This window comes from Mesorhizobium sp. P2_D5 (assembly GCF_056404355.1).
Genome location: NZ_JBFUEE010000001.1, coordinates 568,660 through 584,160, shown reverse-complemented (window position 1 = coordinate 584,160; position 15,501 = coordinate 568,660). Strand labels below are relative to the sequence as shown.

21 protein-coding genes are annotated in these 15,501 nt (G+C 64.3%); 16 read left to right on the top strand and 5 right to left on the bottom strand.

Annotated elements, in window-relative coordinates:
* The first annotated feature begins 305 nt into the window (after positions 1 to 305).
* The 3 genes from AC1DYW_RS02850 (at position 306) to AC1DYW_RS02840 (ending at position 2,803) form a co-directional block, all read left to right on the top strand.
* Positions 306 to 1,406 (top strand): hypothetical protein, encoded by a 1,101-nt coding sequence (locus tag AC1DYW_RS02850; protein WP_477225042.1) that lies wholly within the window; start codon positions 306 to 308, stop codon positions 1,404 to 1,406.
* Between the two features lie 344 nt (positions 1,407 to 1,750).
* On the top strand, positions 1,751 to 2,371 hold the full coding sequence (locus AC1DYW_RS02845; protein WP_477225041.1) for a nucleoside triphosphate hydrolase: 621 nt from the start codon (positions 1,751 to 1,753) through the stop codon (positions 2,369 to 2,371).
* A gap of 84 nt (positions 2,372 to 2,455) precedes the next feature.
* Entirely contained in the window at positions 2,456 to 2,803 is a 348-nt protein-coding gene (locus AC1DYW_RS02840; protein WP_477225040.1) for a hypothetical protein, read from the top strand.
* Between the two features lie 33 nt (positions 2,804 to 2,836).
* Here the strand turns inward: AC1DYW_RS02840 and AC1DYW_RS02835 are convergent, their stop codons facing one another.
* Entirely contained in the window at positions 2,837 to 3,541 is a 705-nt protein-coding gene (locus AC1DYW_RS02835; RefSeq protein WP_457150162.1) for a glutathione S-transferase family protein, read from the bottom strand.
* Positions 3,542 to 3,761: 220 nt separating this feature from the next.
* Here AC1DYW_RS02835 and AC1DYW_RS02830 point away from each other — a divergent pair, with 220 nt between their 5' ends.
* The gene (locus AC1DYW_RS02830; RefSeq protein WP_477225039.1) at positions 3,762 to 4,580 is read left to right on the top strand and encodes a methyltransferase domain-containing protein; all 819 of its coding nucleotides are present in this window, start codon (positions 3,762 to 3,764) and stop codon (positions 4,578 to 4,580) included.
* Between the two features lie 129 nt (positions 4,581 to 4,709).
* Here AC1DYW_RS02830 and AC1DYW_RS02825 read toward each other — a convergent pair whose 3' ends face one another.
* Together AC1DYW_RS02825 and AC1DYW_RS02820 are read right to left on the bottom strand one after the other, a co-directional pair.
* Positions 4,710 to 5,918 (bottom strand): beta-ketoacyl-[acyl-carrier-protein] synthase family protein, encoded by a 1,209-nt coding sequence (locus tag AC1DYW_RS02825; protein ID WP_477225038.1) that lies wholly within the window; start codon positions 5,916 to 5,918, stop codon positions 4,710 to 4,712.
* Between the two features lie 5 nt (positions 5,919 to 5,923).
* Positions 5,924 to 6,178 (bottom strand): acyl carrier protein, encoded by a 255-nt coding sequence (locus tag AC1DYW_RS02820; RefSeq protein WP_184873030.1) that lies wholly within the window; start codon positions 6,176 to 6,178, stop codon positions 5,924 to 5,926.
* Between the two features lie 215 nt (positions 6,179 to 6,393).
* Between AC1DYW_RS02820 and AC1DYW_RS02815 the strand changes: the two genes are divergently transcribed.
* The 5 genes from AC1DYW_RS02815 to AC1DYW_RS02795 are packed head-to-tail and all read left to right on the top strand — an operon-like array spanning position 6,394 to position 8,755.
* Complete coding sequence (locus AC1DYW_RS02815) at positions 6,394 to 7,227, top strand: urease accessory protein UreD (RefSeq protein WP_477225037.1); 834 nt, start codon at positions 6,394 to 6,396, stop codon at positions 7,225 to 7,227.
* Between the two features lie 28 nt (positions 7,228 to 7,255).
* On the top strand, positions 7,256 to 7,558 hold the full coding sequence (locus tag AC1DYW_RS02810) for an urease subunit gamma (RefSeq protein WP_477225036.1): 303 nt from the start codon (positions 7,256 to 7,258) through the stop codon (positions 7,556 to 7,558).
* Between the two features lie 10 nt (positions 7,559 to 7,568).
* Complete coding sequence (locus tag AC1DYW_RS02805) at positions 7,569 to 7,823, top strand: DUF1272 domain-containing protein (protein WP_095083341.1); 255 nt, start codon at positions 7,569 to 7,571, stop codon at positions 7,821 to 7,823.
* A gap of 32 nt (positions 7,824 to 7,855) precedes the next feature.
* Positions 7,856 to 8,443 (top strand): HupE/UreJ family protein, encoded by a 588-nt coding sequence (locus AC1DYW_RS02800; RefSeq protein ID WP_477225035.1) that lies wholly within the window; start codon positions 7,856 to 7,858, stop codon positions 8,441 to 8,443.
* A gap of 6 nt (positions 8,444 to 8,449) precedes the next feature.
* Positions 8,450 to 8,755: an urease subunit beta gene (locus AC1DYW_RS02795; RefSeq protein ID WP_477225034.1), complete on the top strand. Its 306-nt coding sequence runs from the start codon at positions 8,450 to 8,452 to the stop codon at positions 8,753 to 8,755.
* Between the two features lie 50 nt (positions 8,756 to 8,805).
* Here the strand turns inward: AC1DYW_RS02795 and AC1DYW_RS02790 are convergent, their stop codons facing one another.
* The gene (locus AC1DYW_RS02790) at positions 8,806 to 9,300 is read right to left on the bottom strand and encodes a hypothetical protein (protein ID WP_477225033.1); all 495 of its coding nucleotides are present in this window, start codon (positions 9,298 to 9,300) and stop codon (positions 8,806 to 8,808) included.
* A 114-nt stretch (positions 9,301 to 9,414) separates the two neighbouring features.
* Entirely contained in the window at positions 9,415 to 9,798 is a 384-nt protein-coding gene (locus AC1DYW_RS02785) for a hypothetical protein (protein ID WP_477225032.1), read from the bottom strand.
* 194 nt (positions 9,799 to 9,992) lie between these two features.
* Between AC1DYW_RS02785 and ureC the strand changes: the two genes are divergently transcribed.
* The 7 genes from ureC to ureG all read left to right on the top strand — a co-directional run bounded on the left by ureC (position 9,993) and on the right by ureG (position 15,461).
* On the top strand, positions 9,993 to 11,708 hold the full coding sequence (gene ureC, locus AC1DYW_RS02780) for an urease subunit alpha (protein WP_477225567.1): 1,716 nt from the start codon (positions 9,993 to 9,995) through the stop codon (positions 11,706 to 11,708).
* A gap of 99 nt (positions 11,709 to 11,807) precedes the next feature.
* On the top strand, positions 11,808 to 12,401 hold the full coding sequence (locus AC1DYW_RS02775) for a hypothetical protein (protein WP_477225031.1): 594 nt from the start codon (positions 11,808 to 11,810) through the stop codon (positions 12,399 to 12,401).
* Between the two features lie 113 nt (positions 12,402 to 12,514).
* Complete coding sequence (locus AC1DYW_RS02770; protein WP_477225030.1) at positions 12,515 to 13,120, top strand: glutathione S-transferase family protein; 606 nt, start codon at positions 12,515 to 12,517, stop codon at positions 13,118 to 13,120.
* Positions 13,117 to 13,722: an urease accessory protein UreE gene (gene ureE, locus AC1DYW_RS02765; protein WP_477225029.1), complete on the top strand. Its 606-nt coding sequence runs from the start codon at positions 13,117 to 13,119 to the stop codon at positions 13,720 to 13,722. The genes AC1DYW_RS02770 and ureE overlap by 4 nt, the downstream gene beginning before the upstream one ends.
* Positions 13,715 to 14,386, top strand: coding sequence for an urease accessory protein UreF (locus AC1DYW_RS02760; protein ID WP_477225028.1), 672 nt, complete (start codon positions 13,715 to 13,717; stop codon positions 14,384 to 14,386). The genes ureE and AC1DYW_RS02760 overlap by 8 nt, the downstream gene beginning before the upstream one ends.
* Positions 14,383 to 14,823 (top strand): DUF3995 domain-containing protein, encoded by a 441-nt coding sequence (locus tag AC1DYW_RS02755; protein WP_477225027.1) that lies wholly within the window; start codon positions 14,383 to 14,385, stop codon positions 14,821 to 14,823. The genes AC1DYW_RS02760 and AC1DYW_RS02755 overlap by 4 nt, the downstream gene beginning before the upstream one ends.
* Entirely contained in the window at positions 14,820 to 15,461 is a 642-nt protein-coding gene (ureG, locus tag AC1DYW_RS02750) for an urease accessory protein UreG (RefSeq protein WP_477225026.1), read from the top strand. The genes AC1DYW_RS02755 and ureG overlap by 4 nt, the downstream gene beginning before the upstream one ends.
* Positions 15,462 to 15,501: the final 40 nt, after the last annotated feature.

Genomic DNA, 15,501 nt, shown 5'->3' with positions numbered 1-15,501 from the left:
TGCCTTGCCGAGCGTTTGCGCCGCCCCTCACCTGCCTGCCGGCATCCTCTCCCCGTATAGGAACGGGGAGAGGGGCGCTGTCGTCAACGGTTTCGCCGATCACCAGCGTTGCAGAGAAAGCGCGGGCCTTGCGGCCAGTTCCCTTCTCCCCGTCACTATACGGGGAGAAGGTGCCGGCAGGCGGATGAGGGGCAGCGCCGACCCGACGGTTTCCATTGTGCCTGATGCAAAATGCCTTACGCGGTGCTTGCGCAAGCCGCGCCGAACGGGTTCTTGTTCCGCCCATCAGAATCGGTGAGAGCGCTATGACTATCAGCACGATCAAGGCAAAAGGCATTTCGGTCTCGCTCGACCTCACGGTCGGCCACATCGCCGACATGGTCGTCGAAAGCGGCGGCCGGAAGCTCAAGCCGCTGCATCGTGCGCCGTGGATCGACGAGCCGCGCGAGACGCTACCCAAAGACTTGCCCGAGGGCACCGTCCGCCTGTCCGGCGACTTTCTCTGCGCGCCGTTTTCGCGCAGCGACGTCGAGGAGGCGCCGCTGCATGGCTGGCCGGCCAACAGCGCCTGGGATGTCACCGACAGCGCCGCGACCAACGATGGCTGGCGGGCCAGCTTCCGCTTGCGGCACAAGGTGATGGGCGCGACGGTCGACAAGATCCTGACGCTGCGCGACGACCATCCCTTCCTCTATCAGGAGCATGTGTTTTCCGGCGGCCATGGCGCGATCTCGGTCGCGCATCACCCGATGACGGCGATGACCGGCGGCGGCAGGCTGGCCTTTTCGCCAAAGCGGTTCGCCGCGACGCTGGACGATCCGCTGGAGCCGGATCCCGCACGCGGCCGCTTCATGCTGGCCTATCCAGCGCGGTCCGCAGATCTCAGCCATTTCCCGGCCGCCGGCGGCGGCACGCTCGACCTGACGCAGTACCGCATGGACGACCGTCGCGAGGATTTCGTCACTTTGGTCGAGGCCGACCATGGCGGCCCGGGCTGGACGGCGTTGGCGCGCCAAGCCGAAGGCGATCTGCTGCTGGTGCTGAAGAACCCGGCCGAGCTGCCGATCACCATGCTGTGGCTCAGCAATGCCGGGCGCGACTACGCGCCATGGAGCGGCCGCCATCGCGGCGTGCTCGGCATCGAGGACGGCCGCGCTTCCGTCGGCCATGCCGCGTCGATCGGCGACAACTGGCTGAAGCGCGAAGGGGTGGCGACCGCCTTTGCGCTCGGCGAGGGCATCAGCGTTTCCTTTCGCCATGTCATCGGCGCCATGCCGCTCTCCGGCGGCGAGCCACCGCGGGCAGTCACCACGGCGAACGGCCGCATGCGGCTGGCCGGCCGCTCGACCTGGGAGGTTCCCTTCGACAGCGATTTCCTGCGCATCGGCCAGCCTGTGGCTGCCTGAGCGGGCCTGCAAGGTTACCCATCAAAGTTGGCGCTGCCCCTCACCTGCCTGCCGGCATCCTCTCCCCGTATAGTGACGGGGAGAGGGGTGCTCTCATCGGCGATTTCGCCAATCACCAGCGTCGCAAGAAGGGGTGCCAAAGTTGCGGCCAGCCCACTTCTCCCCGTCACAATACGGGGAGAAGTGCCTTGCAGGGCGATGAGGGGCAGCGCCAACATCCGCAACTGACCGTTGCCAGTTGCACAAATCCCGGTTTGAAATTTCCGCCGACTGCCGCCAAGATGTGGCCGAAATCATCATGCGGAACATGGTGGATTTGAAGCTCCTGCCAGAGAGAGGCTCTCATGTCCGAAATCGCCCATCTCGCCGCCACCATCTTCAAGCGCGCCGGCAAGATGCGACGCTTCATCGTCGCCATTGCCGGTCCGCCGGGTGCCGGCAAGTCGACATTGTCGGCAAGCCTGCATGACCTGCTGCCGGAAGGTGCCGTGGAAGTGGTGCCGATGGACGGCTTCCATTACGACGACGTCGTGCTCGAGCGGCGTGGCCTGCGCGCGCGCAAGGGGGCGCCGGAAACATTCGACTTTGCCGGCTTCGAAACCTTGCTGAAGCGCATCCGCGCCGGTGAACCCGATATCGCCATCCCGGTTTTCGACCGCACCATGGAACTGTCGCGCGCCGCCGCCTCGATCGTCGCCACCGAGACCAAGTTCATCCTGGTCGAGGGCAACTACCTGCTGCTCGACGAGGAGCCGTGGTCGCGGCTGGCGCCGCTGTTCGATTTCTCGATCTTCGTCGACGTGCCGCGCGACGAGCTCGAGCGCCGCCTGCTCGAGCGCTGGCACGGTCATGGGCGCTCCGACGCGGATGCCCGCGCCTGGATCGCCTCCAACGACATGCCCAACATCGACCGCGTGCTTGCCCGCCGCCGGACCGCCGACCTGGTGATCGGCGTTTCGGCGTGATTGTAAGGATTCTTCAAGGGGAACCTTAAGACTTTCAGGCCGTTATCTCCCCAGGCAATTCGGCCAGAAGAGGGATTCCATCCGATGGCACAAAAGGCAAGAAGACCCGCGCCCGCCAAGGGCAAGGCAACCCAATCGAAGGCAGGCGCCGGTCCGGCGATCGCCGAGCGTTCCAAGGACGCCAAGCCGTCTTTCGGCAAGGCGGCGCCGAAGAAAGTGGTGCCTGCCGCGGCGAAGACCGCGCCGAAGGCCGCAAAGCCCAAAAAGCCGGCAAACACTGGCGATTCGCTGTCGGGCAGCGCCATGCGCACGGTCAAGGCCACGGCCAATGTGGCAGCCGGCGCCGTCGTCGTCGCGGCAAGGGGTGCGGCATCGTTTGCCGCTTCCGTCGTGGGCAGGGGCGGCTCGAAAGCCAAGGCGAAGGCAAAGTAGCCGCGTTCTGTCGAGGGCCTGGCCGGCTTTGATTCAGCCCTTCGCCGGGATGGTCAGGCCCTTTTGTACGGCTGGCCTGGCAAGGCCGCGTTCCAGCCATGTCCCGACATTGCCGAAATCATCGAAGCCGACGAGTTCGCGCGCTTCGTAGAAGCCGATCAGGTTGCGCACCCAGCCGAGCAGCGAGATGTCGGCGATGGTGAAGTCATTGTCCATGATCCACTTGCGGCCCTTCAGCCGGCCGTCGAGCACACCGATCAGGCGCCGCGATTCATCGCGATAGCGCTCCAGCGGGCGCTTGTCGGCAATTTCTCGGCCGGCGAATTTGTGGAAGAAGCCGACCTGGCCGAACATCGGCCCGACAGAGGCCATCTGGAAGAACACCCATTGGATCGTCTCGTAGCGCCGCGCCGCGTCCACCGGCATGAGCAGGCCGGTCTTTTCGGCGAGGTAGAGCAGGATGGCGCCGGATTCGAACAGGCCGATCGGCTTGCCGTCCGGACCGTTCGGATCGATGATCGCCGGTATCTTGCCATTGGGGTTGAGCGACAGGAATTCCGGTGTCCAGCTCTCGTTCTTGCCGATGTTGACCAGATGCGGCTCGTAGGGCAGTCCGAGCTCTTCCAGAGCGATCGATATCTTCACCCCATTGGGCGTCGTGGCCGAATAGAGCTGGATCTGGTCCGGATGCCTGGCTGGCCAGCGCGTTGCGATCGGAAAGGCGGACAGGTCGGCCATGGAAAACTCCTGAACGGGGATGGCGCCGGGCGACGCTGGTTTTGGCGGGTTCAGCCAAGGATTTAGGCGGACCGCCGATTCTGATCAATATGGCGGCGACAGTTTCGCTGCGCCGTTACCTTCGGTGTCCGAAGCACGTCCGTCATCAGGATGTCGGCAACGGGCGCTTGACATAGCGAACGTCCCGATCCGTGCTATATCTTGGCAGTTGGGGGGCTCGATGAACGACACCGACTACGCGCTGGGGCATGCAGAGGCGGAGTTGCGCCGCCTTAGCACCCAGGCACGGTTGATTGACCCGATCACGCGTCGCTTTCTGGAAGCTGCCGGAATCACCAAAGGTATGCGCATTCTCGATATCGGCAGTGGCGCCGGCGATGTCGCGTTTCTCTGCGGCGACCTGGTTGGGCCGACTGGAGAGGTTGTGGGTACCGACCTTGCCGTTGCAGCCGTCGAAAGGGCGGAGCTGCGCACCAGGAATGCCGGATCAAGCACGATCTCCTTCAGACACGGAGATCCGGCTGAACTGAATTTTGACGAACCCTTCGATGCGATAGTTGGTCGCTACGTTCTCCAATTCATGCCCGATCCGGCACAGTCGCTCCGACGGATGGTCCGTCATTTGCGGCCTGGTGGGGTCGTCGTATTCCACGAACTTGACTGGGATGGCGCTCGTTCGTCGCCCCCGTCGCCGACATACGATAAGGTATGCGGGTGGCTCAGCCGTACAATCGAGGGGGCGGGAGCGCAGGTGCGCCTTGGTGCCCGACTTGCCTCTCTGTTTGAAGAGGCTGGTCTACCCTCGCCTGTCCTGAGGCTGGAGGCGGTCATCTCGTCAGGGCCACGGGCAGTTGACGTTGTACACCTTGTGACCGATCTCGTGGAGACACAATTGCCGACCATGGAGCGGCTAGGGATCGCAGCAGCTTCGCAGGTCGAGCCCCTTACACTCGCTGACCGTATCCTGTCGGAGGTCGGTGCCGACGGCACGTTGATGGGGCGATCGGAGATAGGTGCCTGGACCACGAGACCGGAATGAACGCACGCGTCGTCGTGCGATGACCGCTCTCCAACCTCCGCCAGACGGTCTTCCAGCAGCACAGCATCCGGCAGACGGAACCGCCCGGACAGGCCGGGATCGCCTGCGGCCGGTCGAGATCGGGTGGGATCAGACCGCCTTGAAGGCCAGCACCGCATTGGTGCCGCCGAACGCGAAGCCATTGCTGATCGCCGTGCGCACCTTGCGTTCACGCGCCACGTTCGGTGTGATGTCGAGGTCGCAATCGGGATCGGCCTCGCGAAAATTGGCCGTCGGCGGCACCATGCCTTCACGGATCGCCATCACGCAGGCGATCATCTCCAGCGCGCCCGATGCGCCAAGGCAATGGGCATGCATGGATTTGGTCGACGACACCGACAGTTTGTAGGCATGGTCGCCGAAGACGCGCTTGATCGCCGCCGTCTCGATCTGGTCGTTGGCCTTGGTGCCGGTGCCATGGGCATTGAGATAGTCGACATCCTCGGGATTGAACCCGGCGTCGGCGAGGCACGCGCGCATGGCGGCCGTCGGTCCTTCGATGGTTGGCGCGACGATGTCGGACGCGTCGGCGGAAAGGCCGGCGCCGGCAATTTCGGCAAGAATGGTGGCGCCACGCGCCATGGCATGTTCGTAGCTCTCCAGCACCGCCATGCCGGCGCCCTCGCCGAGCGACAGGCCCTGGCGATCGGCCGAGAATGGCCGGCAGGTGTCGGGCGCCAGCACCCGCAATGCTTCCCAGCCCTTCAGGATGCCCCAGACCAGCGGCGCATCGGTGCCGCCGGCGACCATCACGTCGGCGCGGCCGAGCCTGATCTGGTCAACGGCCGAGGCGATGGCATGGTTGGACGACGAGCAAGCGGAGGTGACGCCGAAAACCGGACCGCGCAGGCCGAGACTCATGCTGACCTGGCCGGAGGCCGCACTGGGCATCACTTTCGGCACGGTGAAGATGCCGGCGCGGTTCTTGCCCTCGATCAGGATGGCGCGGTAGTTTTCTTCGATCGCTTCCCAGCCGCAAACACCGACGCCGACGACGGTGCCCATCCGGTAGGTGTTGGCTTCGTCCGAGGCCAGACCGGCCTGCTGCATAGCCTCCCTGGCCGCGATCACCGCCAGCAGGCTGAAGCGGTCCATCGACACCAATTGCTTGCGGTCGATGCCGTGATCGGGAAGCGTCTTGATTTCGCAACCGACCTTGACCTTCAGATCATGCAATTGCGGACTGCTGATCTGGCCGATGGCCGAGCGGCCGGCGCGCATTTCATTCCAGATCGCGAGCGCGTTGGTGCCAAGCCCGCAAATACCGCCCATGCCGGTGATGACAACGCGCTGCCGCATTCAGGTCAGGCTTTTTTCGCGATCAGCGCGCGAACAGCTTCCACCATGTCGCCGACATTCTTCAGATTGCTCCAGGCATCGACCGTGTTCATCTCGATCTCGATGCCATAATCTTCCTCGAGATCGAAGATGATCTCCGTCAGCTCGAGCGAATGGATACCAAGCGAGGTCAATTCAGTGTTGGTCGTGATTTCTTCGCCGCCGGGCTCGGCATGAGCCTTGATCTTCGCGATGATATCCGTTGCCAGCTGGTCGGCCATTCGGTTTCTTCCCCACTATGTCGCGTTTCCCGACGCCAATTGAGCAGCGCCCCTTTTTCTCCCGGTATCAAGCCGCCGTCTTCGCTCTATACCCCCGCCAAGCGCTGCATGACCGTACCAAGGTGGTTCCCTCTATAGAAACCGAAACGTTGTCAAGCAACAAGCTATATCAAGCCATGCATCGACAAAGGCGCCGGAGTGCTTAACGTGCTGGCATGGATAAGACCGAACATGGCAGGATTTCGACGCAGCGCGCCGCGGGCGCGGCTCGGCTTTCCTGCGCCGTCGTCGACGGTCGCACGCGGTTGCGGCGCCTCTATCAGGACGGTGCCGCCAAGATAAGGATGCCGGCGGTCTCGGCCGATCCGCTCGAAGCGGTGCTGATCAACACCGCCGGCGGGATGACCGGCGGTGACCGTATCGCCTGGGAGGTGGATGTCGGTGCGGCGGCCTCGGCCTCGATCACGACCCAGGCCTGCGAGAAAATCTATCGGGCGGCATCCGACCATGCCGAGGTACGGGTGAAACTATCGGTCAGTGAAAACGGCCGCATCGCCTGGCTGCCGCAGGAAACCATCGTCTTCGACCAGGCGGCGTTTGCCCGCACGCTCGACGTCGAGCTTGCCGTCGGCGCCGAGGCGCTGGTGCTGGAGGCCACGGTCTTTGGCCGCCTGGCCATGGGCGAACACGTCACGAAAGGCAATTTCCATGACCGCTGGCGTGTCCGCCAGGACGGCGAACTCATTCATGCCGAGGATTTCCGCATCGGACCCGATATTGCTGCCACGCTGGACCGCCCGGCGATTGCCGGTGGCGCGGTCGCGATGGCGACGCTGCTGCTGGTGTCGCCGCGGGCCGAGGCCCTGCTCGATCCGGTTCTGGAGATCGTCAGCGACCAGGGCAGCGCCAGTGCCTGGAGCGTGAGGAAATCTGGCAAGCTTCTTGCGAGGCTCTACGCCGGGGACGGCTATCGGCTCCGCCAGCGGCTGGTTCCGCTGGTCGAATTGCTCAACGGAAAGGCTGGGTTGCCCAAATTATGGTCACTGTAAGTCTGTCTACGCCAGTCCAGGGAAGCGCATGAACCTGACACTGAGGGAAAAGGACAAGCTGCTGATCGCCATGGCGGCGATCGTGGCGCGCAAGCGGCTCGAACGCGGCGTCAAGCTCAATCATCCGGAAGCGATCGCGCTGATCACCGATTTCGTCGTCGAGGGCGCCCGTGACGGCCGCCCGGTCGCCGAGTTGATGGAGGCCGGCGCCTACGTCGTCACCCGCGCGCAGGTGATGCAAGGCATCGCCGAGATGATCCCTGACGTGCAGGTCGAGGCGACATTCCCCGACGGCACCAAACTGGTGACCGTGCACGAACCCATCAGGTGAGGTGAGAAAAATGCTGGAGCTGCGTCCCAATTGCGAATGCTGTGACAAGGACCTGCCGCCGGAGGCGGCGGACGCGCTGATCTGCACCTTCGAGTGCACCTTTTGCGCCGACTGCGTGGAACACATTTTGGGCGGCACCTGCCCCAATTGCGGCGGCAATTTTTCGGCGCGGCCGATTCGCCCGCCGGCGATGCTGAAGAAATATCCCGCCTCGACCAAGCGCGTTCTCAAAGCTGAAGGGTGCGGGCCCCGCAAGGCGGCGTGACACCACCACCCCGCAAACGAAAGGCAAATAGAATGATGTCCGCCAAACGCCTGTGCCTGTCGGGGATCCTGCTGCTGGCAGCAGTCATGCCGGCCTATGCCCATGTCGGCATCGGCACGACCTCCTCCTTCATGGCCGGCTTCATGCACCCGCTCTCCGGCCTCGATCACATGACGGTGATGATCGCGGTCGGCCTGTGGGCGGCGCTCAAGGGCGACAAGGCAATCTGGGCCTGGCCGGCGGCTTTTGTCGGCGTGATGCTGGTCGGCGGCGGGCTCGGCATGCTGCATATGCCGCTGCCGTTGGTCGAACCCGGCATATTGGCGTCCGTCGTGGCGCTCGGGCTGCTGGTGGCGCTGGCAGTCGATCTGCCGGTCTCGGCCGGCGTCGCCATCATTGGCCTGTTCGCGCTGTTCCACGGCCATGCGCATGGCACCGAGGTGCCGGAAAATGCCGGCGGGCTCGAATATATGGCCGGCTTTGCCCTCGCGACAGCGCTGCTGCATGCCACCGGCATCGCTGCCGGGCTCGGGCTTGGCGTCAGGTTCCGTGGCCTGGCCCGCGCCGCCGGTGCGGCCTGCGCGGCGGTCGGTGTCGGCCTTGTCTTCGGCATGTTGTGAGGCACGATGATCCCGGGCGAAATCATCCCCAAAGACGGCGACATCGAATTGAACAAGGGGCTGCCGACCGTCACCCTGAAAGTGGCCAACAGCGGCGATCGGCCGATCCAGGTCGGCAGCCACTATCATTTCTTCGAGACCAATGAGGGCCTGAAGTTCGACCGCGACCGCGCGCGCGGCATGCGCCTCGACATCGCCGCCGGCACGGCCATGCGCTTCGAGCCTGGCCAGGAGCGCGACGTGACGCTGGTGCCGATCGGCGGCAAGCGCGAGGTCTACGGATTTCAGCAGAAGGTGATGGGCAGGCTGTGAGATCGATGGCGTCTCATGCATGTCGCCCAAGAATGACTGGCGCTATCGACTCAGTCCGACGGCTTGGCCGCGGCGTAGATGACGATCTTTCCAGGATCGTCGAATTCGACGGCGAGGACGTCCTGTGCAAGCACGCGCCGCGACTCGATGGCGTTGAACAGCAGCGCGTTGGCCTCGATCTCCTTGCGCAATTCCGCAATGTCGTCCTGATGCTGTTTGACCTTGCTCTCGATCACCGGCGGCGGGCCGCCTTCGCTACGCGCCGCATCGGTGAGGAGCACGATCTCGACCTTGTCGAGCTTGGACGTCTTGCGCACCGTGCCGATGTTTTCGCGCGTCCGGTCGATCGCCGTGTTGACGTTGCCGGCTTCGGCGGTGGCGTTGGCTTCTTCCTGCTTGACGTCCGAGCCGACGATACGGTTGACGGTCTCCGGGCTTTCAAGGCCCTGCGCTTTCAACGTGGCGTGGGGCAGGCTCGCCGACAGAAACGCAGCCGCTGCAATGGCATGCAGCCATCGGAGGTCGGGCAAGGTGATGATGGTCATCGCTCGCTTTCGAGATTTGTTTCGACACTCAAAAGGCGAAACGAATCCAGCCCTGCCAAGGTTCCTTTCCCTCTGCAGGCGGCAGGCCGGACGCCGGCCCGCCGCGCCGCGTCATCAGCTCGCCTTCTTGGTGATCAGGGTCAGCGCGCCATTGGGCTGCATGCTGGCGGCGACGACTTGCGCCGAGCTAAGCCCCTTGGCTACGAGCGCGGACTTCACCTTGGGCGTGGCGTCGATCGAACTGCGCAATTTCTGCAGGCCGGCGTCGCCACGCTGGGCGATCACCTGGTTGACCTGCGTCTGGGTGTCCTTTGGCAGCTCCGTGATGTCGACGATGTTGACGCTCTGGATCGTCGGAACGGCAGGCTGAGCCTTGGGCGCGGCCGGGGCAGGCGTGGTCGGCGCCGGAGCGGGCTGTTGCGCGGGTTGCTGCTGGGCACTGGCGGCGCCCGCCAGCATCAGCGTGGCGGCGGCTGCAATCAATATCGTCTTGCGCATGGATTTTCCTTCCATCGATTTGGCAAACGGTCGGTTTGGGGTGACGCCCTAACCTCAACCGTCAAATCGGATGAGAAGGTGTCGGCCAGCGGGTCATTGCGTGACCATTGGATGGCGACAATGTGCAGCCAGGCTTCAATCAAATCGCAATTCGGCAAATCGCATTTCGGCAAACCACATTTCGGGAGCAATCGCTGATGGCCAGAGTTACCCGCGCCGCCTATGCGCAAATGTATGGCCCGACCGTCGGCGACCGCGTTCGGCTTGCCGACACCGAGCTGTTCATCGAGGTCGAGAAAGATCTCACCACCCATGGCGAGGAGGTGAAATTCGGCGGCGGCAAGGTGATCCGCGACGGCATGGGCCAGAGCCAGGTGTCACGCGCGCAAGGCGCGGTCGACACCGTCATCACCAATGCGCTGGTGGTGGATGCCAGCGCCGGCATCTTCAAGGCCGATATCGGTCTGCGCGACGGCCGCATCGCGGCAATCGGCAAGGCTGGCAATCCGGACATGCAGCATGGCGTCACCATCATCATCGGCCCGGGCACCGAGATCATTGCTGGCGAGGGCAAGATCCTGACCGCCGGCGGCTTCGACGCGCATATCCATTTCATCTGCCCGCAGCAGATCGAGGAAGCGCTGATGAGCGGCATCACCACCATGCTTGGCGGCGGCACCGGCCCCGCGCACGGCACACTGGCCACCACCTGCACGCCGGGGCCATGGCACATGGCCCGCATGATCCAGTCCTTTGACGCCTTCCCCATGAACATCGGCCTGTCGGGCAAGGGCAACGCTTCGCTGCCTGCGGCACTCGAGGAAATGGTGCTCGGCGGCGCCTGTTCGCTGAAGCTGCACGAGGACTGGGGCACGACGCCGGCGGCCATCGACTGCTGCCTGTCGGTCGCCGACGATTACGACGTGCAGGTGATGATCCATACCGACACGCTGAACGAGTCCGGCTTCGTCGAGAACACTGTGGCGGCGATCAAGGGCCGGACCATCCATGCCTTCCACACCGAGGGTGCCGGCGGCGGCCATGCGCCTGATATCATCAAGGTCTGCGGGCTGCCCAACGTCATTCCGTCCTCGACCAATCCGACCCGGCCCTACACGGTCAATACGCTCTCCGAGCATCTCGACATGCTGATGGTCTGCCATCATCTGTCGCCGTCGATCCCCGAGGACATCGCCTTCGCCGAAAGCCGCATCCGCAAGGAGACCATCGCGGCGGAAGATATTTTGCACGACATCGGCGCCTTCTCGATCATCTCGTCGGACAGCCAGGCCATGGGACGCGTCGGCGAGGTGGCGATCCGCACCTGGCAGACCGCCGACAAGATGAAGCGCCAGCGCGGCGCGCTGCCGCAGGAGACCGGCAACAACGACAATTTCCGCGTCCGCCGCTACATCGCGAAATACACCATCAACCCGGCCATCGCGCATGGGCTGTCCAGGGATATCGGTTCGATCGCGGTCGGCAAGCGCGCCGACCTGGTGCTGTGGAACCCGGCCTTCTTCGGCGTCAAGCCGGACATGGTGCTGATCGGCGGCATGATCACTGCTGCCCCAATGGGCGATCCCAACGCCTCGATCCCGACACCGCAGCCGATGCACTACCGGCCGATGTTCGGCGCCTATGGCAAGGCCAGGACCAACTCGTCGGTGACCTTCGTCTCCAAGGCGGCGCTCGAGTCGGGGCTGCATGGCAGGCTCGGTGTCGACAAGCAGTTCGCCGCTGTCGAGAACACCCGGGGCGGCATCGGCAAGCATTCGATGGTGCTCAACGACGCCATGCCGCATATCGAGGTCGATCCCGAGACCTATGAGGTCCGCGCCGACGGCGAGCTGCTGACCTGCGAGCCGGCGACTGTGCTGCCGATGGCGCAGCGGTATTTTCTGTTCTGATGCCGAATTGGCTAGCGAGCCGACCGGTGCAATATCCGTTGCGGCCCCTGGTGGGACGCAGCAATATGCGGCCGACGAACAGGTCCGATGTGATCAAGCATGGCCACCGAAATCACTTCCGCCCACGACATCTTTCCGCATATTCGCATCGTCATGGGCATGGTGATCGGGCTTGGCGTCGCCCGCCTGCTGTCGGGGGTGGCACGCATCGTCCAGCATCCCGCCCAGTACCGGCTCTATCCCGTGCACCTGGCCTGGGTCGCTTCGGTGCTTCTGATGCTGGTGCATTTCTGGTGGTGGGAGTTCGGCCTCTACGCCATCGAGACCTGGACCTTCGGCAAGTACCTGTTCATCATCTTCTATGCGATCACGCTGTTCCTGCTCTGCGCGCTTCTGTTTCCGGATTCGATGCTGGACTACACCAGCTACGAGGATTTCTTCTATTCGCGCCGGGCCTGGTTCTTCGGCCTGCTGGCCGCGACCTATCTGCTCGACGTGATCGACACGCTGCTGAAGGGACCGGAGCATTTTGCCCGCTTCGGCAACGAATATCTGTTCCGCACGCCGGTCTTCGTCGCGCTGTGCATCGCCGCGATCCTGGTGCAAGACCGCCGCTTCCACATCGCCTTTGTCGCGGCCGCGCTCGTCTATCAGATATCGTTCATCCTGCGGCTCTTCGACACGATCGTTTGACTACAGCGCCGCGCGTCTTTCCGACGCGCAAAGGACGCTGTAGCACTTTGACAAGCGCCCATTGGGATGAAGTGAGGGATGGTCTAGGCTTCCAGGGAAAGGCAGGTTTGCGCATGTACAAGGCCGTCGGATCGCGTGGATCCCGGGTCAGCCGCGTTCTCTGGATGCTCGAGGAACTCGGGCAGCCCTATGAATTCGTCGAGGTCAAGCTGCGCTCGCCGGAAGCCTATGCGCTCAACCCGTCGGGCAAGGTGCCGATCCTGATCGACGGTGAAGTGACGGTGACGGATTCGGCTGCGATCTGCGTCTATCTCGCCGACAAGCACGCCGACAAGGGCATGGGCGCCAGTCCGGGCGTTGCCGGGCGTGCCGAAATGGACTCCTGGATGCATTTCGCTCAATCGGAATTCGAAGCACCGCTTTGGAACAAGCTGCGCCATCGCTTCCTGCTGCCGAAGGAGGTGCGGGTCGATGTCGGCCCCGCGGCGGCTTACGACTTCGCGTCCGAGCTCAAGGCGCTGGACCGGCGGCTGGGCGACAAGCCGTTCGCACTGGGCGACCGGTTTTCGGCCGTCGACGTGTTGCTCGGCGATATGGCCGGCTGGGCCCGCGCCGGGCGGTTTCCAATCGAATCCGAGCGCGTCAACACCTATTTCGACCGCGTGCTGGCGCGGCCCGCCCGTGCGCGGGCGCAAGCCAATGGGGGATCCATGAAATGAAGCTCGACATCCGCACCGACTTCACCAAATTTCCCCGCGCCGTCTCGGTGCTGACCGCGGGCAATGCCGGGACCACCGCGCCATCCGGCCGCGCCGTTCTCGCCCATGACGAGCGGCATCTGCGCCGCCGGGCGATCGAACTTGCCGACGGCAGCAAGGTGCTGGTCGACCTGCCCGAGCCCGTCGCCCTGAACGATGGCGACCGGCTGGTGCTGGAGGATGGCCGCCACATCGAGATCATTGCGGCGCCAGAGGATGTCTACGACATCCGCGCTCGCGACGGCGTGCATCTGGCCGAGCTCGCCTGGCATATCGGCAACCGCCATCTCGCCGCGAGCATCGAGGCCGGGCGCATCCTCATCCTGCGCGACCATGTCATCAGGGCGATGCTGGAGGGGCTGGGGGCCACGGTGACCGATGTCTCCGAGCCGTTCAAGCCGGTGCGCGGCGCCTATTCCGGCCACGGTGGACACAGCCATGATCACGGCCATGCGCACGCCGAGGCGCACGCGCACAGCCATGGTGAAGCGCATTCCCACGCGCACAGCGAATCCCTTTCCCATTCGCATTCCCACGCTGGCCACCACCACGATCATGAGTGACCAGCCTTCCAACATCGCCCTGCTGCGGCTGATGGCGTGGCTGTCGCCGGCCTTTCCGGTCGGCGGCTTTTCCTACAGCCACGGTCTCGAACGCGCGGTGCATGACGGGCTGGTTGCCGACGCGAAAACCCTCGCCGGGTGGCTGGAAACGCTGGTCGAGATGGGTTCGGGCTGGAACGACGCCGTGCTGTTCGCCGAGAGCTGGCGCCGCGCGCGCAACGACGGTGATCTCGACGAAATAGCGACACTTGCCGAGGCGCTCGCCAGTTCGCGTGAACGCCACACCGAGGCCATGCTGCAAGGCGCCGCCTTTCTCAAAGCGGCGGCAGCCTGGCCCAGCCCCGTGCTGGAGCGCCTGCCGGCCGAATGCGCCTATTGTGTCGCCGTCGGCGCCATCGCAGGCGGCCATTCAATTGCGCTTCAGGACGCGCTGTCCGCGTTCCTGCAGGCCTTCTTCTCCAACCTCGTCCAGGCCGCGATCCGGCTCGGCATCGTTGGCCAGAGCAAGGCCACCGCGCTGCTTGCCGGCTTCGAGCCGCTGGCGTTGTCGACAGCCGGCCGCGCCGCGCGCTCGGCATTGGATGATCTCGGCGGCTGCGCCCTTGTCTCCGAAATCATGGCTATGAAGCACGAAACCCAGTATTCGCGGTTGTTCCGTTCATGATTTTTCTCGCCTTCGCGCTATCGTTTGTCCTGCTGCTGATCACGGCGCTGCATGTCTATTGGGGCATTGGCGGCATCTGGCCGGGCAAGGATGCGGCCTCTTGCGCCCATGCCGTCGTCGGCTTTCGCGGCGTCGATGAGATGCCGACCCCTTTCGCCAGTTTCGCCGTTGCGGCATGCCTTGCCCTGGCGACACTGTGGCCGCTGGCGCTTGAAGGGGTCTTTGCCTCGCCCTTCCCCAGGGAGGGCCTCGCCGCCACCTCGCTGCTCATCGGGCTGGTGTTTCTGGGGCGCGGCATTGCCGGCTTCACGCCATGGTGGCGGCGGCTGGCGCCGGAACAGCCTTTCGCGCGGCTCGACCTGCGCTACTACTCGCCGCTGTGCCTGTTGATCGGGCTCGGCTTTGCCATCCTCGCCATCACGGAGTTTCCCGCATGACACAGAAAAATGGCCCGCTGCGCATCGGCATTGGCGGTCCGGTCGGTTCAGGCAAGACGACGCTGACCGAAAAGCTGTGCAAAGCGCTGCGCGACGAATTCTCGATCGCCGTGGTGACCAACGACATCTACACCAAGGAAGACGCCATGATGCTTGCCCGGCTGCAGGCACTGCCGGAGGATCGCATCATGGGTGTCGAGACCGGTGGCTGCCCGCATACCGCGATCCGCGAGGATGCCTCGATCAATCTGCAGGCGATCGCCGAGATGAACAAGAAATTCCCGGATCTCGACATCGTCTTCATAGAATCCGGTGGCGACAACCTCGCCGCCACCTTCTCGCCTGATCTCGCCGACCTGACGCTCTATGTCATCTCGGTCTGCCAGGGCGAGGAGATCCCGCGCAAGGGCGGGCCGGCGATCACCCGCTCCGATTTCCTGGTCATCAACAAGAGCGATCTGGCGCCCTATGTGAACGTCAATCTCGATGTGATGGAGAGCGACGCCGGCCGCATGCGCGGCAAGCGGCCATTCGGCTTCACCGACCTGTCGCGCGGCAAAGGGCTGCGGGAGGTCATCGACTTCATCGTCGAGCATGGCGGCCTGCGGGCCGGCGCCGCTGCCAGCACGGCGGCATAGGCAAGGACATCGGCGTCGGTCCCTGCACCAAGCGAAAGCG